This window comes from Kribbella hippodromi (assembly GCF_039531045.1).
Taxonomy (GTDB): domain Bacteria; phylum Actinomycetota; class Actinomycetes; order Propionibacteriales; family Kribbellaceae; genus Kribbella; species Kribbella hippodromi.
The window spans coordinates 37031-58149 of record NZ_BAAAPH010000019.1 but is presented as its reverse complement, the minus strand read 5'-3'; the positions used below and the strand labels follow the sequence as shown (position 1 = coordinate 58149).

At 68.3% G+C, this 21119-nt stretch carries 23 protein-coding genes and 1 tRNA gene; 13 read left to right on the top strand and 11 right to left on the bottom strand.

The window, feature by feature from the left end:
- Window positions 1-591, top strand: coding sequence for a hypothetical protein (locus ABD260_RS26700; RefSeq protein ID WP_344237590.1), 591 nt, complete (start codon window positions 1-3; stop codon window positions 589-591).
- A gap of 417 nt (window positions 592-1008) precedes the next feature.
- Here ABD260_RS26700 and ABD260_RS26695 read toward each other — a convergent pair whose 3' ends face one another.
- Complete coding sequence (locus ABD260_RS26695) at window positions 1009-1632, bottom strand: transcriptional regulator (protein WP_344237588.1); 624 nt, start codon at window positions 1630-1632, stop codon at window positions 1009-1011.
- 40 nt (window positions 1633-1672) lie between these two features.
- A complete protein-coding gene (locus tag ABD260_RS26690; RefSeq protein WP_344237586.1) occupies window positions 1673-1984 on the bottom strand; it encodes an SANT/Myb-like DNA-binding domain-containing protein in 312 nt (103 codons plus the stop codon).
- 307 nt (window positions 1985-2291) lie between these two features.
- Here ABD260_RS26690 and ABD260_RS26685 point away from each other — a divergent pair, with 307 nt between their 5' ends.
- On the top strand, window positions 2292-3599 hold the full coding sequence (locus ABD260_RS26685; protein ID WP_344237584.1) for a PEP/pyruvate-binding domain-containing protein: 1308 nt from the start codon (window positions 2292-2294) through the stop codon (window positions 3597-3599).
- Here ABD260_RS26685 and ABD260_RS26680 read toward each other — a convergent pair whose 3' ends face one another.
- The 4 genes from ABD260_RS26680 to bcp form a co-directional block, all read right to left on the bottom strand.
- The gene (locus ABD260_RS26680) at window positions 3600-3767 is read right to left on the bottom strand and encodes a hypothetical protein (protein WP_344237582.1); all 168 of its coding nucleotides are present in this window, start codon (window positions 3765-3767) and stop codon (window positions 3600-3602) included. It abuts the gene before it with no gap.
- Window positions 3768-3791: 24 nt separating this feature from the next.
- Window positions 3792-3872 (bottom strand) — tRNA-Leu (locus ABD260_RS26675).
- A 51-nt stretch (window positions 3873-3923) separates the two neighbouring features.
- Window positions 3924-5525, bottom strand: a complete 1602-nt coding sequence (locus tag ABD260_RS26670) for a substrate-binding domain-containing protein (RefSeq protein WP_344237580.1) — start codon at window positions 5523-5525, stop codon at window positions 3924-3926.
- Between the two features lie 358 nt (window positions 5526-5883).
- Complete coding sequence (gene bcp, locus ABD260_RS26665; RefSeq protein ID WP_344237578.1) at window positions 5884-6351, bottom strand: thioredoxin-dependent thiol peroxidase; 468 nt, start codon at window positions 6349-6351, stop codon at window positions 5884-5886.
- Between the two features lie 91 nt (window positions 6352-6442).
- Between bcp and ABD260_RS26660 the strand changes: the two genes are divergently transcribed.
- The 9 genes from ABD260_RS26660 (at window position 6443) to ABD260_RS26620 (ending at window position 14698) form a co-directional block, all read left to right on the top strand.
- Window positions 6443-7486, top strand: coding sequence for a glucose 1-dehydrogenase (locus ABD260_RS26660; RefSeq protein WP_344237577.1), 1044 nt, complete (start codon window positions 6443-6445; stop codon window positions 7484-7486).
- 76 nt (window positions 7487-7562) lie between these two features.
- Window positions 7563-7826, top strand: a complete 264-nt coding sequence (locus ABD260_RS26655; RefSeq protein ID WP_344237575.1) for a DUF3618 domain-containing protein — start codon at window positions 7563-7565, stop codon at window positions 7824-7826.
- Window positions 7823-8161 carry a GroES family chaperonin gene (locus ABD260_RS26650; RefSeq protein ID WP_184835751.1) on the top strand — a complete coding sequence of 113 codons (339 nt, stop codon included), beginning with the start codon at window positions 7823-7825 and terminating at the stop codon, window positions 8159-8161. Before ABD260_RS26655 ends, ABD260_RS26650 begins: the two co-directional genes overlap by 4 nt.
- A 51-nt stretch (window positions 8162-8212) precedes the next feature.
- Window positions 8213-9313, top strand: a complete 1101-nt coding sequence (gene dapC / locus ABD260_RS26645; protein ID WP_344237790.1) for a succinyldiaminopimelate transaminase — start codon at window positions 8213-8215, stop codon at window positions 9311-9313.
- A 71-nt stretch (window positions 9314-9384) separates the two neighbouring features.
- Complete coding sequence (locus ABD260_RS26640) at window positions 9385-10641, top strand: M15 family metallopeptidase (RefSeq protein ID WP_344237573.1); 1257 nt, start codon at window positions 9385-9387, stop codon at window positions 10639-10641.
- A 107-nt stretch (window positions 10642-10748) separates the two neighbouring features.
- Window positions 10749-11387 carry a hypothetical protein gene (locus ABD260_RS26635; protein ID WP_344237571.1) on the top strand — a complete coding sequence of 213 codons (639 nt, stop codon included), beginning with the start codon at window positions 10749-10751 and terminating at the stop codon, window positions 11385-11387.
- A 60-nt stretch (window positions 11388-11447) separates the two neighbouring features.
- The gene (locus tag ABD260_RS26630; RefSeq protein ID WP_344237569.1) at window positions 11448-12602 is read left to right on the top strand and encodes an amino acid deaminase/aldolase; all 1155 of its coding nucleotides are present in this window, start codon (window positions 11448-11450) and stop codon (window positions 12600-12602) included.
- The gene (locus ABD260_RS26625) at window positions 12599-13897 is read left to right on the top strand and encodes a D-arabinono-1,4-lactone oxidase (protein WP_344237567.1); all 1299 of its coding nucleotides are present in this window, start codon (window positions 12599-12601) and stop codon (window positions 13895-13897) included. Before ABD260_RS26630 ends, ABD260_RS26625 begins: the two co-directional genes overlap by 4 nt.
- Window positions 13898-13975: 78 nt before the next feature.
- A complete protein-coding gene (locus ABD260_RS26620; protein ID WP_344237565.1) occupies window positions 13976-14698 on the top strand; it encodes a PIG-L deacetylase family protein in 723 nt (240 codons plus the stop codon).
- 110 nt (window positions 14699-14808) lie between these two features.
- On the opposite strand, the gene ABD260_RS26615 is transcribed toward ABD260_RS26620, so the two are convergent.
- From ABD260_RS26615 to ABD260_RS26605, 3 genes are all read right to left on the bottom strand, one after another.
- The gene (locus tag ABD260_RS26615; protein ID WP_344237563.1) at window positions 14809-15219 is read right to left on the bottom strand and encodes a hypothetical protein; all 411 of its coding nucleotides are present in this window, start codon (window positions 15217-15219) and stop codon (window positions 14809-14811) included.
- A 449-nt stretch (window positions 15220-15668) separates the two neighbouring features.
- Entirely contained in the window at window positions 15669-16598 is a 930-nt protein-coding gene (locus ABD260_RS26610) for an alpha/beta fold hydrolase (protein WP_344237561.1), read from the bottom strand.
- Window positions 16599-16619: 21 nt separating this feature from the next.
- Window positions 16620-17156: a DUF6817 domain-containing protein gene (locus ABD260_RS26605; RefSeq protein ID WP_344237559.1), complete on the bottom strand. Its 537-nt coding sequence runs from the start codon at window positions 17154-17156 to the stop codon at window positions 16620-16622.
- Between the two features lie 227 nt (window positions 17157-17383).
- On the opposite strand from ABD260_RS26605, the gene ABD260_RS26600 reads away from it, so the two are divergent.
- Window positions 17384-17542, top strand: a complete 159-nt coding sequence (locus ABD260_RS26600) for a hypothetical protein (protein ID WP_344237557.1) — start codon at window positions 17384-17386, stop codon at window positions 17540-17542.
- A 166-nt stretch (window positions 17543-17708) separates the two neighbouring features.
- Complete coding sequence (locus ABD260_RS26595) at window positions 17709-18722, top strand: alcohol dehydrogenase catalytic domain-containing protein (protein ID WP_344237555.1); 1014 nt, start codon at window positions 17709-17711, stop codon at window positions 18720-18722.
- A 244-nt stretch (window positions 18723-18966) separates the two neighbouring features.
- Here ABD260_RS26595 and ABD260_RS26590 read toward each other — a convergent pair whose 3' ends face one another.
- Window positions 18967-19455 (bottom strand): DUF6319 family protein, encoded by a 489-nt coding sequence (locus tag ABD260_RS26590; RefSeq protein WP_344237553.1) that lies wholly within the window; start codon window positions 19453-19455, stop codon window positions 18967-18969.
- A 74-nt stretch (window positions 19456-19529) separates the two neighbouring features.
- A complete protein-coding gene (gene gndA, locus ABD260_RS26585; protein ID WP_344237551.1) occupies window positions 19530-20969 on the bottom strand; it encodes an NADP-dependent phosphogluconate dehydrogenase in 1440 nt (479 codons plus the stop codon).
- Window positions 20970-21119: the final 150 nt, after the last annotated feature.

Here is a 21119-nt window from a genome sequence, read left to right as displayed (position 1 = left end):
ATGCTGTTCGCCGGATCGGACCGCGACGGCGTCGCGGAGGGAAAGATCACCGTCGCGTACCGGCGCTGGGCCGAGCCACGCGTGGTGGAAGGCCGGGTCTACCGTACGAACGCGGGCCGGATCTCGATCGACAGCATCCGCCAGGTGAACCCGGAGCTGATCGCGGACACCGACCCGGATGTGGCGCTCGCCGACCGGCAGAACGCCAAGGACGTCCGCCGGCGGTTGCGCGGCGACGACTCGCAGCCGACGTTCCTGATCCGGTTCCACCTGGTCGAAGGCCCGGACCCGCGGGAGCAGCTCGCGGCGCAGTCCACTCTCACTGCCGAGGACCTCGCTGACCTGCGCGACCGCCTGGCCCGCTTCGATGCGACCAGCAACCACGGTCCGTGGACCACCGAAACTCTGCGGCTCATCCAGTCCACCCCCGCCACCCGAGCCGGCGACCTCGCCGCCTCCCTGGGCCGCGACACCGCCCCCTTCAAACTGGACGTCCGCAAGTTGAAGAACCTCGGGCTCACGTACAGCCTCGAGGTCGGCTACCGCATCTCCCCCCGCGGAGCCGCCTACCTGCACGCCCTAGGCAACTAATCCCGCCCCGCCCCACCCGCATCCGGAGCCCGCCCCGCCCACCCACCGGCATTCCGGAGCCCGCCCCGCCCGTCCACCGGCATTCCGGAGCCCGCCCCGCCCACCCACCGGCATTCCGGAGCCCGCCCCGCCCACCCACCGGCATTCCGGAGCCCGCACCGCCCGCCCCAAACCGGTTTGGGGTGGTTTTACCTCCCAACGCGGGCCGTTACTCACCCCAAACCGGTTTGGGGCGGCGGTGTGGCCGGGCCGGGGCGGTGTGGTGTGGCGGTGTGGGCGGGCGGCGGCTGGGCGGGGCGGCGGGGCGTCTGGGGCGGCGGCTCGACAGTACGTATACGGCCACTGGCACCGCCGGTCGGCGTCTGTGCCGCCTGTGGGCAAGGGGAGTGGACGTATACGTACTGTCGAGCTGCTGTTCTAGGGCTCGTCGCCGCGGTTCAGGTTGAGGGTGGCGAGCAGATCCTCGTGCAACTCGAACCACACCCGGTGACAGGAATCCACATCGCTCCGGTCGACCCATCCGCCTTCACCCGCCCGCACCCGGGCAAGCGCGGCGGCGAAGCGCGTGTCGTACCCACCGAACCGTGGCAGAACAGCCGTCAGCCGAGCGGTGATGGACTCCAGAGCGCGGTCGATGACGGCAAGCTCATGCAGTACGCCAGCGTCCCAGTCCGCATCAAGATGATCGTTGGCCGCCAGTGGATCGCCGGCGGTCGGGCGCAGTTGCCAGTCGGTGCAGGCGCGCTGGAGGAGTGCGTTGAGCGGCAGGAACTCCGCGTACACCTTCCGCACCGCGTCCTCACCACCAACGTCCGCAAGCTCGTCCGCGAGCAGTCGTTCGTTCTCGGCCCGCCCGTTCTCGGTCAGCGACCACCCGCCCGTACCCGCAAAACTGCTCCGCATCACCAGCCCCCGCGCGGCCGCCTCGATCAACTCACCCTCAACCGCATCCACCGACCGCCCCACCCGCCGAGCAACCACCCCCGTCTCCCCGAACCCACACAACCGCACCCCGTGCAGTACTGCACCCTGCCCCGTCATGAACCTGCCTCCTGCCGCGCGGCCTGCACCGTGCTGCGTGTCATGAACCTGCCTCCTGCCGGGCGGTCAGCCGGTTGAAGCGCTGCTGACAGGCCTGCGGCGAACTGAACCCCATCGCATCCGCAATCTCCGCCCACGTCAGCCCCGAACTCCGAGCCACGAAGAACAACCCCGCCTCCAGCTCCTCAACCTCAGCCCGCGCAGCCGGCAACAAGGTCAGCGCCGCGAGCAGATCCTCAGCCCCCAACTCACCCGCCCGCCACAACGCGAACTGCACAAAATCCACCGCCGACAACGGCACCGGCGCCGGCCGCCAAGGTCGCGCCGCCACCTCGCCTGCCCCCCGCTCCACCAACCGCTCCCGAGCCCCAGCCTCCCGCTCCGCCCGAACCCGATCCGCCTGAACCCGCTCTTCGTGCGGCCGCTCTCCGTGCGCCCGCTCCGCCCGAGCCCGCTCGACCTGCGCCCGCTCTCCGTGTGCTCGCTCCGCTTGGGGCCGCTCTACCTGCGCCCGCTCCGCTCGAGCTTGCTGCTTTTGAGCTTGCTCCGAGTGCTCGGCGTCGGCTGCGTCCCGCTTGCTTCCCATCCCGGTACAGTGGATCATCAACAAAACGTTGTCAACATAATGTTGTCAACGCCCCGTTGATAGGAGCTCTCGAGTGCTGATCCCGCTGCACGCCGCCATCACCCCCACCTGCGGCCCCAAAGCAGCAACCCTCAGCACCCTCCTCAACGCCGGCCTCCCCGTCCCCAACGCAGTAATAGTCCCGACCACCGCCCTCCCACCAGTCGCCACCGCCCCGCCGCTCCCGGGCTCCATCACCCCGCCGCCGCGCCCGGGCACCACCACCCCGCCGGCCCCCGGCTCCAGCGCCTGTTCGTTGCCTGAGGCCCTGGTGTCTGAGTTGGGCGCTTGGCTGGGGAGCATCGGCAACCCGCCAGTCGCCGTACGCTCCTCAGCTACCAACGAAGACACCGCCACCACTTCCGCAGCAGGCCAGTACGACACATTCCTCGGCGTACAAGGCCTCAGCGCCGTCACCACTGCCGTACGCGCCTGCTGGTCCTCCTTGTGGTCCCCCCGAGCCACCAACTACCGCACCGCATTCACCAACCCACCTTCCGATGGAGAGTCGGCGGTGGAGCTGGGCCCCGAGCTGGCGATGGCGGTTGTTGTGCAGGAGTTGGTGGATGCGGAGGTGTCTGGCGTCATGTTCACTCCCGCCGACGCGACCGGCAGCACCCTGATCGAAGCCTCCTGGGGACTGGGCCCATCGGTCGTCGAGGGCCGCCTAACCCCCGACAGCTACAAGGTCACCGCTGACGGATCCGTAATCGCCACAATCGCCGACAAACCCACTGCCTTGTATCGCAGCGGTTCCGAGGTGCTGGCAAAGGACATCCCCACCGAGCGCCGCCGTACGCCCACCCTCACCACCGAAACCGCCACCCACCTAGCCGCCCTAGGCAACCAGGTCAGCCAGCTCCTAGGCGGTCCCCAAGACATCGAATGGGCCATCGCCGACAACAAGCTCTGGCTACTCCAGTCCCGCCCCATCACCACCCCACCCCCCAGCACCACCCCAATCTCCAGCACCGCCCCAATCCCGGCCGCGCCATCACCCAGCGGGGCATCACGCGTCCCAGTCCCCGCGACGCTCACCGGTGTGCCCGCGAGCCGCGGTACCGCGGTCGGTCCGGCGCGGGTCGTCCGTGGCCCTCAGGACTTCGCCGACGTACGCCCCGGCGACATCCTTGTGTGCCGCTGCACCGACCCGGCCTGGACGCCGCTGCTGACCATCGTCGCCGGCGTCATCACGGAAGTTGGAGGCGTCCTGTCCCACGCCGCCATCGTCGCCCGCGAACGCGGCATCCCGGCGATCGTCAGCGTCCCGGAAGCCACCACCCGCATCCGAACCGGTACACCCCTCACCCTCGACGCCACCACCGGCGCCGTACACCTCTGATCAGGAGCGCCTCAGAAACCGCAGCGAGAACGCCAGGAACACCAGCACGATCCCCACGTTCGCCATCAGCCGCAACCAGAACTGATGCCGGAAGAACAGCACATCCATCCCGACAATGAGGACGATCATCAAGGCCACCACCAGCACAGTGGCCACCTGCTTGCCCATACCCCGATGCTACTGCTGAACCTGTGCGAGAGGCGGGAGTCGAACCCGCACGCCCGGGGGCGCCGGCACCTAAAGCCGGTGTGTCTGCCATTCCACCACTCTCGCTGAGGGGCGCTGTGCCTCCCCGCGAGGACATCTTACGGGGAGGCTTGCGCGTCAGCGGCTTTGGAGGGCGTCGATGAAGACGCCTTTCAGGTCGCCGGGGTTGCGGGCGACGTAGGCCTGGCCGCCGGTGGCCTGGGCCAGGGCGCTGAGTTCGTCGGCGTTCGCCTCCGGGCCCATGCCGAGCGCGATGATGCGGACCGGGCGGGACGGGTCCTGCAGGCCCTGGAGCGTACGGACGGCCTGCGCGAGCGTCGGGCTTCCCGGATCGTCGTTCTTGCCGTCGGTGAAGAGCAGGATCGTGTTCACGGCACTCTGGTCGTACTGCTGCCGGACCTGGCGGACGGCGGCGATCGCGGTGTCGTACAGGCCGGTGCCGCCGCCGGGGATCGGCTGCTGGATCTTGAGCTGGCCGACGATCTTGCCGCGCTGCACCTTGGACAGCGGCGCGATCGGTACGAGTTGCTTGTAATCGGCTTTGTCCGGGCCGATCTGGGTCGAGAACGTCCACAGACCGAGCTTCGCGGTGTCCGGGAACAGGTTGAGGCCGCTGGTCGCCGCCTCGACGGTGAGCTGCATCCGGGTCTTGGCACCGACCTTCTCGGCCATCGAACCGGACACGTCGACGACCGCGAGCGAGTGCGTGGACAGCGACAGCCGGGTCCAGTTCTGCAGGGTGCTGTCGATGGCCTCGCTGGTCGGCTTGGTCAGCTGGCTGACATCGCCGACGCCGCGGCCGCCGCTGAGCGCGCTCAGCGAGGTGTCCCGGAATCCGGCCTGGTCACGGGCCTGGGCGCTGGCGTCGGACATCAGTTCGCCGCCGAGCGCCTTCGCCGCCTGGTCCGCCTGGTCGGTATCGGACTTGGCCGTCACGACGATGGGGTAGTCCAGCGTCAGCGTGCCGGTGGCCGGCTGGATCGCCTTCAGCTGGGTGTCCGGGTGCGCGTCCTGGTATTTCACGAAGCTCTGCTCGGAGGCGGGTACGACGGTCGTGCTGCCGTCCTGGTCGGCGCGACCGAACAGGGCGCTGACGTCCGTGTACGGCTTCGCCATCGAGCCGAGGCGCTGCGCCATCGGAACGATCACCTGGGACACCTGCGTGTCGGAGGCGGACGTCTTCTGCCGCTCCACCTGCACCGAAAGGAGCGTCAGCGCACCCGGCGACGTGTTCAGTGGGTCGAGCAGGGCGGGGCTCGCGCCGGCGAGACTGCGCAACCAGGACGAGGTGTCGGCGAAGTTCGTCCGCCGGCCGACTAGTACGAGGGGCGAGGTCGCGATCGAGGCGACCGCGATGTTCGGAACGGTCTGGCCGTCGTCGGCCTGGGCGACCCACAGCGAGGAGTCGGGGATCCACAGGTCGGGCCGGGTGTCACTGCCGTGCGCGACGTCCCGGGCGACCTGGGCGGACGGTGCCGCGCTGATGGTGAACTGCAGGCACGGGTTGCCGTCCTTGCCGCCCTTCGCGGTCAGCGACTTGGTCGCCGCGTCGATCGCGGGCTGCATTTCCGGTGTGGTCGCGAGCTGGATCTGGGTCGGGTCGTCGCACGGCTTGCTGCCGCCGAGAAACCCGTCGGCGCCGGAGGACGATCCGAAGGACCGGACCACGAACACCGCGCCCAGGGTCAGTACCAGAATGCCGACCGCGGTGATGTACACCGAGCGACGGTTGTTGTTACTTCGCGTGACCGCAGAGGAATGTTTTCCCATCGCGGCAGGTCCCTCCCTCCCAGAGGCTGACTGCGCGCGCAGATTACCCGGTTTCGGCAGGTCGCGGTGGGGGCCACCAACGGTCGTGACACACCCGTCGCCGAACCGGAACCCGGCCGGGAGTACGGCTTTTTCACAGGAACGCTGAAAAACTCACCCTGCGTGCCGGTTCCGCTGCGGTACGGTGAAGTATGGCTGTGATCCAAATCACAGCAGGAGTTTGCTCAAACGACCGTTCTCTGGACCGGTCGAATGAAACGGTTGCAGGTTTCCCTGCGCCAAAGCGCGTTTCCGGTCCGGAATCGGGTCAGAGTCCGAGATCCCGGCGGAGCTTCGCGACATGCCCGGTGGCCTTCACGTTGTACTGCGCGACCGCGATCTTCCCGTCCGGATCGACCACGAAAGTCGACCGGATCACCCCGGTCACCTTCTTCCCGTACATGGTCTTCTCGCCGAACGCCCCGTACGCCGTCAGTACCGCTTTGTCCGGGTCGCTGAGCAGCGGGAACGTCACGCTGTCCCGCTCGCGGAACTTCGCCAGCTTGGCCGGCTTGTCCGGGGAGATCCCGAGCACCGCGTACCCGGCGGCCTGCAGCGAGTCGAGCGAGTCCCGGAAGTCGCAGGCCTGCTTCGTGCAGCCCGGGGTCATCGCGGCCGGGTAGAAGTAGACGATCACGTTCTTCCCGCGCAGGCTCGCCAGCGCCACGTCGTTGCCGTCGGCATCGGGCAGGGTGAAGTCGGGTGCGGTGTCGCCGACGGACAGGCGTTCGGACATCTGGTCCTCCACGGGTAGGGCTGCTGCCGACATCGTACGTGCGTGCCGGTCGCGTACTGGGCGTCCGTTGTCGCGGGTTTAGCCTGAGGTCATGCGGGCCATGACTGTCATTCCCGGCAAGTCCGACTCGGCGCGGGTCGGTGCGGTCGCGGAGCCTCCGGCCGCTGACGGTTCGATCCTGGTGCAGGGCCTGCTGACGGGCATCTGTGGGACCGATCTGGAGCTGCTGTCCGGCGCGCTGGGCCGCGTACCGCCGGGGTCGGATCAGCTGGTGATCGGGCACGAGTCACTCGGGCAGGTACTAGAGGCACCAGCGGGCTCCGGCTTCGCTACGGGCGACCTGGTCGCCGGGGTGGTGCGCCGACCCGACCCGGTGCCCTGTCCGGCCTGTGCACGTGGTGAGTGGGACTTCTGCCGCAACGGCCAGTACACCGAGCGCGGTATCAACGGCATGGACGGGTACGGCGCGGAGCGCTGGCGCGTCGACCCGTACTTCGCCGTACCGGTCCCGCCTGCCCTAGATCAGCTCGGCGTACTAGTAGAGCCCACCAGCATCCTCGCCAAGGCGTTCGAACAAGTGGATCAGGTAGGTGCCCGGTCCTGGTTCGACCCGAAGCACGTACTGGTGACAGGTGCCGGCCCGATCGGCCTACTCGCCACACTGATCGCACGGCAGCGCGGGTACGACGTACATGTACTGGACCGAGTCACGGACGGTCCGAAACCAGAGCTGGTACGAGCACTGGGCGGTACTTACCTCACTGACCTCCAGCAGCTGGCTGTCGTACCGGATGTGGTGATTGAGGCGACCGGTGTCGGACAGGTCGTGTTCGACTGCGCCAACCTGCTCCCGCCGGCCGGTGTGATGTGCCTGGCGGGTATCCACCCCGGTCCGGCAACCGTGGACGTACAGCTCGACGCTCTGGTCCGGCAGCTGGTCATCCGCAACGCAGTACTGGTCGGCACAGTCAATGCGGCCAAACGGCACTACGCGGACGCTGTGGACGTGCTGCTCAAGGCTGATCGCGCCTGGTTGGAGCGGCTGGTGACGCGGACCGTACCGCTGTCCGACTGGCCCGGCGCATTGGTACGGGAACCGGATGACATCAAGGTGGTCGTGGACTTGCGGGGATGACCTGCGAGGATGGTGGTGAAGAGGGGCAGGCCCGGGCATCCCGGGGCAGCCCCGCCGAGGGAAGGGAGCTCGACAGGTGTCGGACACGAAGGCTCGGACCGCCGAGCAGATCGAGGCGGACATCGCCGCCACCCGGTTGCGGTTGGCCTCGACCGTGGACGAGCTGGTCGACCGGGCGAACCCGAAGAACGTGGCCCTGCGCCAGGTCGAGCAGGCCAAGTCGCAGGTCTTCGACGAGCAGGGGCGGCTGCGGACCCAGAAGATCGTCGCGGTCGCCGGCGCGGTGGCCGGTGTGGTCGGCGTGCTGCTGGTGATCCGTCGCCTGGTGGGTCGCCGGTGACTCCTCGCAAGAAGCTCTCCGACGACAAACTGCCGATCCGGATGCTGCACGACCGCGTCCTGGTCTCCCTCGAGCAGGAGGGCGAGCGCAAGTCGTCGGCGGGCATCCTGATCCCCGCCACCGCCCAGATGGGCCGCCGGCTGGCCTGGGCCAAGGTGGTCGCGGTCGGGGCGAACGTACGCACCGTGGAGGTCGACGACCGGGTGCTGTTCGACCCGGAGGACCGGGCCGAGGTGGAGGTGCGCGGCGACGACTACATCCTGCTCCGCGAGCGTGACCTGCACGCGGTCGCGGCCGGCCGCCTGGAAGACGGTCAGACCGGGCTCTATCTCTGACCTGGACACCTTCTCCGGGCTGCGCGCGGGGTGGGGGAGAATGACCGGGTGATCTTCGAGACCTCCAGCCGGCTGCCAGACTTCCCGTGGGACAAGCTCGCCCCTTACAAGCAGAAGGCGGCCGGGCACCCGGACGGCATTGTCGACCTCTCGGTCGGCAGTCCGGTCGACCCGGTGCCGGAGCTGGTCAAGAAGGCGCTGGCCGAGGCCGCGGACGCTCCGGCGTACCCGACCACCCTCGGTACGGCGTCGGCGCGCCAGGCCGCGGTGGACTGGATGGACCGGCGTCTCGGCGTGACTGGAGTGGACCCGCAGAGCGGCATCCTGCCGGTGATCGGTACCAAAGAGCTGATCATGATGCTGCCGACGCTGCTGGGCATCGGTTCCGGTGACACGGTGCTGATCCCGGACCTGGCCTACCCGACGTACGAGGCGGGTGCTGCGCTTGCTCGGGCGACCAGCGTTCCGGTCGGGGACCCATCGGCGTACGAGGGTGCGGTGCGCGTCGCGTACCTGAACTCCCCGCGCAACCCGTCCGGTGAGATCACCCCGGCCGCGGACCTGCGCCGTGCGGTCGAATGGGCCCGGGCAAATGACGTACTACTGGTCAGCGACGAGTGTTACACCGAGTTCGGCTGGGACGAGAAGCCGGTGTCGGTCCTGCATCCGGACGTGTCCGGTGGCAGCTTCGACAACCTGCTGGCGGTGCACTCACTGTCCAAGCGGTCCAACCTGGCCGGGTACCGCGGTGGCTTCGTTGCTGGTGACCCCACGGTGGTGGCTGAGCTGCTCGCTGTCCGGAAGCACGCCGGGCTGATGGTGCCGTCGCCGATCCAGGCCGCAATGGCTGCTGCGTTCGCGGACGACGTGCATGTCGAGGAGCAGCGTGGCCGGTACCTGCGGCGCCGGGCGGTGCTGCGGGACGCACTGACCAGTGCGGGCTGGGAGATCACGCTGTCGAACGGTGGGTTGTACTTGTGGGCGTCGCACCCGTCGTACGACGCGTACGGCTCAGTGGGTGCACTGGCCGACTTGGGCATCCTGGTTGCGCCTGGAGCGTTCTACGGAAGGGCGGGCGAGCGACACGTACGCGTCGCCCTGACTGGTACTGACGAGCGGATCGACGCAGCGGTCAAACGACTGGAGCAGTAGTAGCTGTGACTTCTTCCTGGTGTCACTGCCTCTTATAGGAGGTAGTTGACGTCCAAGGGAGGGAGAAGCGGATGAGGCGCTTCGTCATGGCTGTTGCGGTGCTGCTCACTACTCCTACACCAACGCCTACACCAACTCCGACGCCGGCAGTCAGTACGCCGGCTGTCAGTACGCCGGTTGTTAGTACGCCGGCGCCGGAGTGGTCGATCAGCTTGGACCAGCCGGCGGCCTCTTGGGAGGACAAGCCGACTGTCTTCGCCGGGAAGCTCAGTAAGCCGGTAACGGGCTCGTACATCACCCTGTGGCAGCGCGTACCAGGTGCCTGGGTACTGCGCGCCTCGACGCGTACTGCTGCTGGTGGCGCGTACCGGTTCAACTACGTGTCCGCGACGGCTGGTACCTGGTCGTTCCGCACGATGATCGGTGTCAAAGCCGAGACAGCGCTGGCGATCTCCCCGTACCGAACAGTGCCGATCCAGGACCGGAAGATCGTGCTGAACCCGCCAGCGGCCTGGTACGCGACACTTACCGGCGTCTCCGTGACCGGCCGGATGGTGCCGGCCGAACCGCGCCAGGAGCTCGCACTGCAGTCCTACCTCGGCAGTGGCAAGTGGCAGCTGCTCGGCGTCACCACAGTGGATGCCAAGGGCAACTTCCGGTTCCGCGTACCGGACGACCTGCCGTCCACGCGGACCGTACGCGTGGTGACTCGGAACGTCAGCCAGGCCGCTATGGAGTACTCCGGGCTGGCGAGCATCGTGATCAAGGCAGCGCTGAATCCAAAGGTGTACGCGGTGTCCGCCGCGATGGTCAAGTACACGTACCGAGCCGGCTGTCCGGTCGCACCGTCGTCGTTGCGGCTGTTGCAGCTGAACTACTGGGGTTTCGACGGCCGGGTGCATCGCGGCGAGCTGATCCTGCGTGATGCCGCGGTGTCGAAGATGATCACGGTCTGGACTTCCAGTCTCGCGGCGAAGTTCCCGGTGCGGCAGATGCGGCGAGTGGACGTGTTCGGCGGCAGTGACGTGAAAGCGATGGCAGCCGACAACACCTCCGCGTTCAACTGCCGCCGGGTCACGGGCGATCCGTACTCGCTGTCGCCGCACTCGTACGGGTGGGCGATCGATGTCAACACCGTGGAGAACCCGTACCTGGCGGCGAACGGAGTCTGGTACCCGTCGAACGGGCTGGCGTACCGCAACCGCTCAGTCGTACGACCGGGGATGCTGTTCGCGAACAGCGCCACTACCAAGGCACTGGCCGGGCAGGGCTACTTCTGGGGCGCCCGCTGGGCCAAGCCGGACTACCAGCACTTCGAGCCGAAGTGAGAGGCGTAGCGGTTGCTGGTGTACTGGCGGTGGTCCTGGCTGGCTGCAGCGCGAAGCCGGTAGCTCAACCCACTCCTGTACCCAGCACGGTCGGTGGGACAGTTCCGGTGCCGACCAACACGTTGAGTACGACCAAACCAACAGATGCGGCCGTCCCACCACAGGTACCCGAGCAGGCGACCGCTCCGCCACCCCCCAACGCCGGACCGCTCACCGAACGCAACCTGCCGGCGCCTGACAAGCTCGGACCCGGTTGGAAGACCTACACCGACCCAGGCGGTGCAGAGGCCGGTTTCGTCGGCAACAACAGTTGGACCCGACGCCGCGATCCGCATCAGGCGTCGTACGAGGCACTACCGTCCGGTTGCGCGGGCAGTCCGGCTAGCGGCGCGCTGCCAGTTCCCACGTACGTGCTGACTGGCAGTTATCGCACTGCCACGGCTCTACCGGCTACGGCGCTCTTGCTTCGTTTCAGCAACTCTGACCAGGCCGCTGCGTACTACAAGGGCTACGAGCAGCGCATGCAGGCGTGTGGCTCCGGTGGCGATTTGAGTGTCAGACAGCTGTGGACAGACCAGTCCGCTTCCGCGGCGGTGCGGGCGTACGCGGGAGCGGAGTCGTACGTCGACCTGGCCGTACTGCACGGGTCCACGGTCTCCCTGCTCGCCACCACCTCGGCTGAACCGGATCAGCAGGCCGACTGGGCGCGCGCCCTCGTACCGGCGCTGGAGGCTGTCATCGAATAGCCCCCAAACTGAGCGAAAAGTTGTATTACCTTTCAGTATTTTGTGACTTACACTCCGATCATGGGTGACTTTGATCGGTATGCCCGCCTGACCGCGGGGCTGGACGCGCCGTACGCGGTCATCGATCTGGCCGCGTTCCGGCGGAATGCCGCCGACCTGGTCCGGCGCGCCGCGGGGACACCGATCCGGATCGCGTCCAAGTCGGTCCGCTGCCGGCCCCTCATCGACGCCGCGCTGGAGCTGCCGGGGTTCCGCGGGGTGATGAGCTACGCGCTCCCTGAGGCCCTCTGGCTGGCCCGAAACGGCGTCGACGACATCCTGCTCGGCTACCCGACCACGCACCGGACGGCGCTGCGCGAGCTCTCCGCGGACCTGGAAGCGGCCGCCCGGATCACGCTGATGATCGACTCCCCGGAGCACCTCGACTTCATCAAGGCGTCCGCGGCCGGTGACGCCCGGATTCAGGTCTGCCTCGACGTCGACGCGTCGCTGCGGGTCTTCGGCCAGCACCTCGGCGTCCGCCGCTCGCCGCTGCGTACCCCGGCCGAGGTCGCGGCACTGGCGCGTACGGTGGCCGCCGACGACGCGTTCGAGCTGGCCGGAGTGATGTTCTACGAGGCGCAGATCGCCGGGCTGCCGGACACCTCGCCGGCGATCCGATGGGTGAAGCGCCGCTCGGCTGCCGAGCTCGCGGACCGCCGCGGCGCGGTCGTGGATGCGGTGAAGCAGATCGGCCCGCTGCGGATCGTGAACAGCGGTGGTACGGGCAGCCTCGAGGTCAGCAGTGCGGATCCGGTCGTCACCGAGGTCACCGCCGGTTCCGGCCTGTACGGGCCGACGTTGTTCGACAAGTACGACATTTTCCGGCCGGAACCGGCGATGGCGTACGCGCTGGACGTCGTCCGCCGGCCCGCGCCGCGGATCGCCACGCTCTTCAGCGGCGGGTACGTGGCGTCCGGCCCGGCGAAGAAGTCCCGGCTGCCATCGCCTGCCTGGCCAGCGGGACTGAAGCTGGTCGGCGCGGAAGGGGCCGGCGAGGTGCAGACTCCGGTGCAAGGACAATCGTCCGAACGGCTCCATCTTGGAGACAGAGTGTGGATGCGCTACGCCAAAGCAGGGGAGATGCTTGAGCGGTTCGACGTCGTCCACGCGGTCGACGGCGAGCAGGTGACCGAGCTGGTCACCTACCGCGGTGAAGGGAAGAACTTCGGATGAGCAGCTGGCAGAACTGGTCCGGCACCGAATCGGCGACCGGCCTCGAGACCTTGCGCCCAGGCTCGACGGACGAGTTGGCCGCCCTGGTCAAATCCACGGCCGAGCAGGGGAAGAAGCTCAAGGCGGTCGGCGCCGGGCACTCGTTCACCGGCTGCTCGGTGCCGCAAGAGGTGATGATCCGGCTCGACCGGCTGTCGTCGATCACGCACGCCGACCAGCAGAGCGGCCGGGTCACGGTCGGCGCGGGCACCGGCCTGCGGAAGCTCAACACCGGCCTGGCCGCGTTCGACCTGGCGATGGCGAACCTCGGCGACATCGACAAGCAGACCATCTCCGGTGCGATCTCGACCGGCACGCACGGCACCGGCGCGCGGCTCGGCGGCCTCGCCACCCAGGTCGCCGGGCTCGACCTGGTCACCGCGGACGGCTCGGTGCTGCACTGCTCAGTCGAGGAGAACCCGGACGTCTTCGCCGCTGCGCGGATCTCGGTCGGTGCGCTCGGCGTGATCAGCTCGCTGACCCTGCAGTGCGTACCGGCCTTCCTGCTCCGCGCGCAGGAGATGCCGCTGCCGCTGCCGGAGGTACTGGACGGCTTCGATGAGCTTGCCGACGGCAACGATCACTTCGAGTTCTACTGGTTCCCGCACACCGAGCTGGCGCTGACGAAGCGGAACAACCGGGTCGGCGCAGGTGTCGACGCGGCGCCGGTGGGGCGGGTTCGCGGCTGGGTCGACGACGAGTTGCTGTCGAACAAGGTCTTCGAGCTGACCAATCGGCTCGCGGTCCGGCGGCCCGGGATGGTGCCGCGGATCAACCGGATCGCGTCGCGCGCACTGTCGGCCCGGGAGTACATCGATGCGTCGTACAAGGTGTTCTGTACTGAGCGCAACGTGGTCTTCCGCGAGTCTGAGTACGCGGTGCCGCGCGAGCACGTGGTCGAGGTGATCCGGCGGTTGCGGGACTGGATCGATACGTCGGGGGCGCGGATCCCGTTCCCGATCGAGGTCCGGGTGGCGGCGCGGGACGACATTTGGCTGTCGACGGCGCATGGGCGCGAGACGGCGTACGTGGCGATCCATCAGTACCACCGGCTGCCGCACGACCCGTACTTCCAGGCTTTTGAGCGGATCGTTGCCGACTATGACGGCCGGCCGCATTGGGGGAAGCTGCACACTCTCACCGCGTCGGAGCTGCGCACCCGCTACCCGCACTTCGACGACTTCGTCGCCGTCCGCGACCGGCTGGATCCACAACGAGTCTTCGAGAACGCCTACACGCGCCAGGTGTTCGGCTGAGCCTGCGGTGCTCTTCGGCTGGCGGCCGCGGCGCAGGTGTCCTGGTGCAGTGGCTGTCCGCGGGCTTAGCCTGCGGACATGAATGCTCTGGAACCGCTCGAGCCAGTCGTCGAGGACTGGCAGCAGGCGCTGGCTGTGGTCGCGCACCCGGACGACCTGGAGTTCGGCGCCGCGGCCGCGATCGCGCGCTGGACCGGGCAGGGCAAGCAGATCACGTACTGCCTGCTGACGTCAGGTGAAGCCGGGATCGACGGCGTCGACCCAGCCGAATGCGGGCCGCTGAGGGAGGCCGAGCAGATCGAGTCGTCCCGGATCGTCGGTGTGTCAACCGTGGAGTTCCTCGGCCAGCCGGACGGCACCATCGAGTACGGCGTGGCGCTCCGCCGCGTCATCACCGCCGCGATCCGCCGGCACCGCCCGGAGATCGTCATCACGAACAACTTCCGCGACACCTGGGACGGCGATGTCCTCCTCAACCAGGCCGACCACATCAACACCGGTCGCGCCACCTTGGACGCGGTCCGCGACGCCGCCAACCGCTGGATCTTCCCCGACGCGGGCGACAAGTGGGACGGCGTACGCCAGGTGTGGGCGTCCGGCTCACCCGCCGCCCGGCACGGCGTCGACACCACTGACACCTTCGACCTAGGCGTGCAGTCCCTCAAGGCCCACCAGGCGTACATCGACGGCCTGGGCTGGCCGGACTTCGACCCCGAAGAATTCCTCGAAGGCACCTCCCGCCCGGCCGGCACCCAGCTGGGCACGAAGTACGGCACCCGCTTCGAGGTCTTCACCCCGTAGGCGATCCGCTCGCGACCTCCGCGGACCTCGTACATCCTGCAGGGACCGTGGACAGCTGGTGAAGTGTCCGCGGTCCGCACCGGATGTGCACAGATCGGGCAGGACGGCTGTTATTCGGTCGGGAGGTCCAGGGAGATGTTCAGGTGGGGTGGGTTGGGCTTGGGGTGGCGGGGTTCGCGGTCGCCCGCGGTGCCGGGTGGGTTGCCGGGGCCGCGCCAGGAGCGGACCAGCGCGCGGCCGCCTTTGCGGGTCATCCGGTGCAGGTCGATCTGCTGCACCTGGCCGGCCGGGATGCCGAGCTGAGCCAGGCTCCGGTTCGCCATCGCGCAGGCCGCGTCGTGCTTCCGCGGCGACAGCTTCTGCTGCAGCACGATCGCGATCGACCCGTCGGGCAGATCCTCGACCCGCTGGAACCGCATCCCCTTGTCCAGCGACCAGGACTTCAGGGCAAGCTCAAGGTAGTCGGAGTCGGCCATCCGCCGACCGGTCATCGCACGCGCAACCACTTCATAACGAGCCATACCCCGATCATCCGTCGCCCCCCACCACTTTTCCAGCCACCTATCCAGCCTGTAGCGCCGTCAGAGGCGGTTATTGGCTGCGATCATCCGTCGCCCCTGACCGTTTTTCCACCCACTTGCTACCTACCAGCATGTAGCGCTGTCAGAGGCGGTTGCTGGCTGCGATCATCCGTCGCCCCCACCGTTTTTCCACCCACCTGCCACCCGACCAGCCTGTTGCGCCGGCAGAGGCTGTTGTTGGCTGCGATGATCCGTCGCTCCATTCCCCCAAACCGGTTTGGGGCGTGTCACGGCCCATTCCAGGTGTACAACCTTCCCCACTCCACCTACACAACCACCCCAAACCGGTTTGGGGCACCGTACGCCCGGGTCGGCATTCGCTTGACGGAACCCATAGGGGACACCCCAACCAGATTTCCAGCCACCTGCTGCCCAGCCAGCGTGTAGCGCTAGGGGAGGGTGTTGATGGCTGCGGCTACTTGGGTGGGGCTGGAGATGGGGGTCAGGTGGTTGGCGTCGGGGATGATGGTCGGGGAGGGGGCACCGATTCGGGTGGCGGTTTCGGTGGGGTTTCCGCCGTTGGTGTCCAGGGCGCCGAAGACGACCGACTTGGGCAGCGGCAGATCACGCAACTTGGCAAGCCGGTCAGGCGCGACGGCGGGGATACCGTTGGCGGTCATCTCCCAGAGTGCCTTCTCGGCTCCGGGCTGACGGAACGGGCGGGTCCACTCGTCCACGTTCATCGGCGGACAACCCGGCATGCACACGCTGTTGTAGATCTTCTTCAGCAGCCACCCCTGATCAAGCACCAGCCGGAACAGCGACGTCCGGTACGGCGGGATGATCAACCACCGCGGCGGTCCGGAGTTCCCGCCAGGCAGCGGCAGCCCGTCGCCGTCCAGGAACATGATCCCGCCCATCCGGCTCGGCGCCTCCAGCGTCGCCTCGGCCGCGACCCCGGCGCCGAGCGAATGCCCGACCAGGATCGGCTTCGGCTGCCCCGCTCCGCCGAGATGCATCGCGTCCAGGAACCCGAGCAGCTGCCCGGCGAGTTCCTCGATCGTGTACGGCGCCTTCCGCTCGGAGTACCCGTAGCCGGTGATGTCGTACGCGTACACGCGGTGGTTCGTCGCGAGCAGCGGCACCAGCCGGGACCAGGTGTCGACGGATTCCGCCGCGCCGTGGACAAGGACGACGGGCGTACCGGTCGTACCCCAGCTTTCATACCGGGTGTTGATCCCGCCGGCCTCGACGAACTTCAGCCCGGCCGGCGGCGCGGCGTCCCCGTCGGTGGCCAGGTTGTAGCCGAACGACGCAAGCGTGACGACCAGCCACAGCGCCAGGATCCCCACCAGCGCCCGCCGCAAGAACCGTTTCACGCCCCCAAGTGTGACCAACCGTTACAACTGCAGGATCCGGTGGGCCTCGGTGAGGACGGCGGGGGAGGCGAGCGACTGCCAGCGCGGGACCTGGTCGCGAAGGAACGCCCGGAGGTCGTCGGCCAGGTCCGCGTCGTGATCTAGGACATCGAGTTCGTTGACGATGCTGAGGTCGACGAAGTCGCGGAGGTCCTCGCTGCCGAGCTCCTCCGAGGTGCCGGTGAAGCGATCGGTGACGGTGCGGTGCTCGGCGAGGTCGCGCCAGGTGGTTTCCCGGTCGCAGGCGCCGTACCGGTAGACGATCAGCTCGGCTTCGGTTCCGATCACCGACTCCAGCACCGGGCGCTCGGTTCGCCAGTCGAACAAGTGCGCCGGGAACCCGTCCGTCCCGTACGCCGCGTGCGCCAGTCCCGCCTCGATCAGCGTGTCCGACGCACCCAGCGAACCCAGCCGTTTCGCGACCCGGTGCAGATGCACGTACAGGCTGCCGCCCGCGTGATCGAGCTCGTCGGCGCCGCGCACCATCAGCAGCGAACCCAAGTCCTGGAAAGTGCTCATCTGACCCCTTCTCGACGCGGAGCGGTCAGGGCCCTCGGACCGGCCCAGGGCACCCACGGTAAGGCCAACCCAGCACGCCCGCCCAGACCTGCGGCGTGCCGTCTCGGTCACATCCCGTTCATTCCGGGTTCACCGGGTCAGGACTCCACCGGAGCGGACCCCGGAGTACGCCCTGATTCCGGCGCGAAACCGTTCCCAGCGGCGGCCGGTGGCGCGACGATTGGGGCATGAGCAACACCGCAGCCCGCTGGACCCTCGTCGCCGCGCTCGCCACGACCACCCTGCTCACCATCACGGTCACCAGCGCGCTGAGCTCGGCCGGTCACGCACCCGAGCCGGCCCCGAGCGGCGTCCACCAGCCGGCGGTCACCGCGGACAAGCAGTAGCCGTCAGCTGGTTGCCCCAGGCAAGAGCGTACGGCGGGCCTGTCTGCTGACTGCTCCATCGCCTACAACGACTGCTTGAACCCTCGCTGGCGCGTTTCTGTTTCCACTTCGGCGAGTACAGGCAGAGTCTGGGGGAGACGAGCGGACAGGCTGAGGGAGAGCAAGGATGAGTGGAACCATGCGGGCGGCTCAGGTTCAGCAGGCGGGTGGTCCGTTCGTGGTCACGGACGTGCCGATTCCGGAGCCGGGCCCAGGGCAGGTACGGGTCCGGGTGCACGCGTGCGGGATCTGCGGCGGCGACGCGATCCCGCGGAACGCGCTGTTCGGTACGGTGCTGCCGCGGATCCCCGGGCATGAGATCGCCGGGGTCGTGGACGCGGTCGGCGATGGCGTCACGATCTGGGAGGCCGGGCAGCGGGTCGGGGTGGGCTGGTCCGGTGGGGTGGATTTCACCTGCGAGTTCTGCCGGCGCGGTGACTTCACGAACTGCGTGAACCGGAAGATCGTCGGCACTTCGTACGACGGTGGGTATGCCGAGTACGTGGTGGCTCCGCAGGATGCGGTCGCACGGATACCGGTCGGTTTGTCGTTCGAGGAAGCCGCGCCGTTGATGTGTGGCGGGATCACCGCGTTCAACGCGCTGCGGCACGCGCACGCCGGGCCGGGGGACACGGTCGCCGTGCAGGGCGTCGGCGGGGTCGGCCATCTCGCGATCCAGTTCGCCGACAAGCTCGGGTTCCGGACGGTGGCGATCAATCGCGGGCGGGCGAAAGAGAAGCTCGCCCGGCAGCTCGGGGCCGACGAGTACATCGACAGTACGGAGGGCGACGCGGGTGCGGCGTTGAAGGCGCTTGGCGGCGCGGCTGTGGTCCTCGCGACGGTGTCCCGGGCGGAGTTGCAGTCGGAGCTGGTGAAGGGGCTGCGGCCGAACGGTCAGTTGATCGTGCTGGAAGGCGGCGACCCGATCGAGGTCACCGGGCACGCGCTGACCGATGGGCGGTTGTCGGTGTCCGGCTGGTACTCCGGGGTCGCGCAGGATTCAGAGGACACGCTGAACTTCGCCGTGCTGAAGAACATCCGCCCGATCATCGAGACGTACCCGCTGGAACAAGCCGAAACCGCCTGGCAGCACCAGCCCAACGCCAACCTCCGGACAGTCCTCAAAACCCAGCCGGAGTAACAACCCAGCCGGAGTAACAACCCAGCCGGAGTAACAGCCGAGCCGGAGTAGCAAGCCGGAGGACAAGTAAGCACTCAGGGCCCGCCCGCAACCACCTCACACAGTTGCGGACGGGCCCCTGCACTTGCTCCCGTGGCCGATCAGGGAAGTTGACCGGCCACGGGACGTCGGGTGACAGTCGGCTCCAGTCGAGCCGATGCCGGTGGAGCTGTTGTCGGTTGAGCTCTGGTCAGTCGAGCTCTGGTCAGTCGAGCTCGGCGAGGGCGGCGCGGGCCGCCTCGAGCTCGGCTTCCAGGGCGGCGACCTTGGCGGCCTGCTGGGAGCGGGCCTCCTCGATCACCTCGTCGATCGGGGTGGACAGGTCCTCGTGCAGCTCCTTGGCCGCGCGGGACACGGCCGCCGCGGCGACAGCGAGATCGCGGGCCAGGAACGTGCTGCCCTGCTTGAGCTCGGCGCGCCACTCACCGTCGGCGGTCCCAGTGACGGTGAGTGTGAGCTCGATCGTCTTCGCCTTCTTCGCGGCCGCCTTCTTGGCCGGCGCCTTCTTCGGCTTCTCGGCCACCGGAGCAGGCGCAGCCTCGCCGGCCGGAGCCGAGGTCGCAGCCGAGCTCGCAGCCTCCGAAGCAACCGACGCAGCCGGAGTAGCTGACTCCGAAGCGAACCCGGTGCCGGAAGTGGCGGGAGTGTCGGTGTCGCCCGACGGCGCGTCTACTGCCAGAGTGTCTACAGTCATCGTTGCGGCGATCTCCTTAGGTACTGGCACTGTGCGACTATTAGAACACACGTTCGACTAGAGCGCCAATCGAACTACTGAGCCGTCTCGGACCGATCGCCCGACCACTCCAGGTGGAAGCTTCCGTCCCGGTCCACCCGCTTGTACGTGTGCGCCCCGAACAGATCGCGCAGCCCCTGGATCAGCGCCGCCGGCAACCGCTCCGCCCGCAGCCCGTCGTAGTACGACAGCGCCGCCGAGAAGCCCGGAGCCGGTACGCCGACGGTCGCCGCCGTCGCCACCACCCGGCGCCACGCCTCCTGCCCACTCGCGACCGCGTCCCGGAAGTAGTCGTCGACGAGCAGCGACGGCAGGTCGGCGTTCCGGTCGTACGCCTCCTTGATCCGGTCCAGGAAGCGCGCCCGGATGATGCAGCCGCCGCGCCAGATCGTGGCCATCGCGCCGAGGTCGATGTTCCAGCCGTACTCCTCGCTGGCCGCCCGGATCGCGTCGAACCCCTGCGCGTAGGCGACCAGCTTCGACGAATACAGCGCGTGCCGTACGTCCTCGATGAACGCGTCCCGGTCGACATCGGCCTTCGGCGAAGCCGGTCCGGGCAGTACGCCGGCCGCGGCCTCCCGGCGGACCACGTCGCCGGAGAGCGACCGCGCGAAGACCGCCTCGGCCATCCCGCTGACCGGAATGCCCAGGTCGAGCGCGGACTGTACGGTCCATCGCCCGGTGCCCTTCTGCTCGGCCTGGTCGAGCACGATGTCCACGAACGGTCCGCCGGCGGTCGGGTCGGTCTGGCTGAGCACCTCGGCGGTGATCTCGATCAGGAACGACTCCAGGTCGCCGGTGTTCCAGTCCCGGAACACGTCCGCCAGCTCGGCCGGCGACAGGCCGAGGACCTGGCGCAGCAGGTCGTACGCCTCCGCGATCAGCTGCATGTCCGCGTACTCGATGCCGTTGTGCAGCATCTTCACGAAGTGCCCGGCGCCGTCCGGCCCGACGTGTACGCAACACGGCTCACCGTTCACGTGCGCCGAGATCTTGGTCAGCATCGGCTCCAGTGCCGCGTACGACTCGGGGGAGCCGCCGGGCATGATGCTCGGACCGTTCAGCGCGCCCTCTTCGCCACCGGAGACGCCGGAGCCGACGAAGTGCAGGCCCTTGTCGCGCAGCGCGGCCTCGCGGCGCCGGGTGTCGGCGAAGTGCGCGTTGCCGGCGTCGACGACGATGTCACCCTCGTCGAGCAGCGGCACCAGCTCGTCGATGACCGCGTCGGTCGGCGCGCCGGCCTTGACCATGATGATCACCTTGCGCGGCTGCTCCAGCGACTCGACGAAGCCGGCCAGGTCCGTCGACGGGACGAAGGTGCCCTCCGAGCCGAACTCCGCGACCAGCGCGTCGGTGCGCGCCTGCGAGCGGTTGTGCAGGGCCACACTGAACCCGTTGCGCGCCAGGTTCCGGGCCAGGTTGCGGCCCATCACCGCTAGGCCGGTGACACCGATCTGGGCTTTCTCAGAGCTCATCGCCATCTCCTGCAATCTCAAAGTAGGTGTGCGCGCCCAGTCTCCCGCGCCTGGCAACCGGCCGGTGCCCCGGGCCGACCTGTGGACGCGGGCGAAGTAGGGCCGCGTGAACCCTTCTCAACCGGCCTGGAGAGATGGTAGACATCTCAG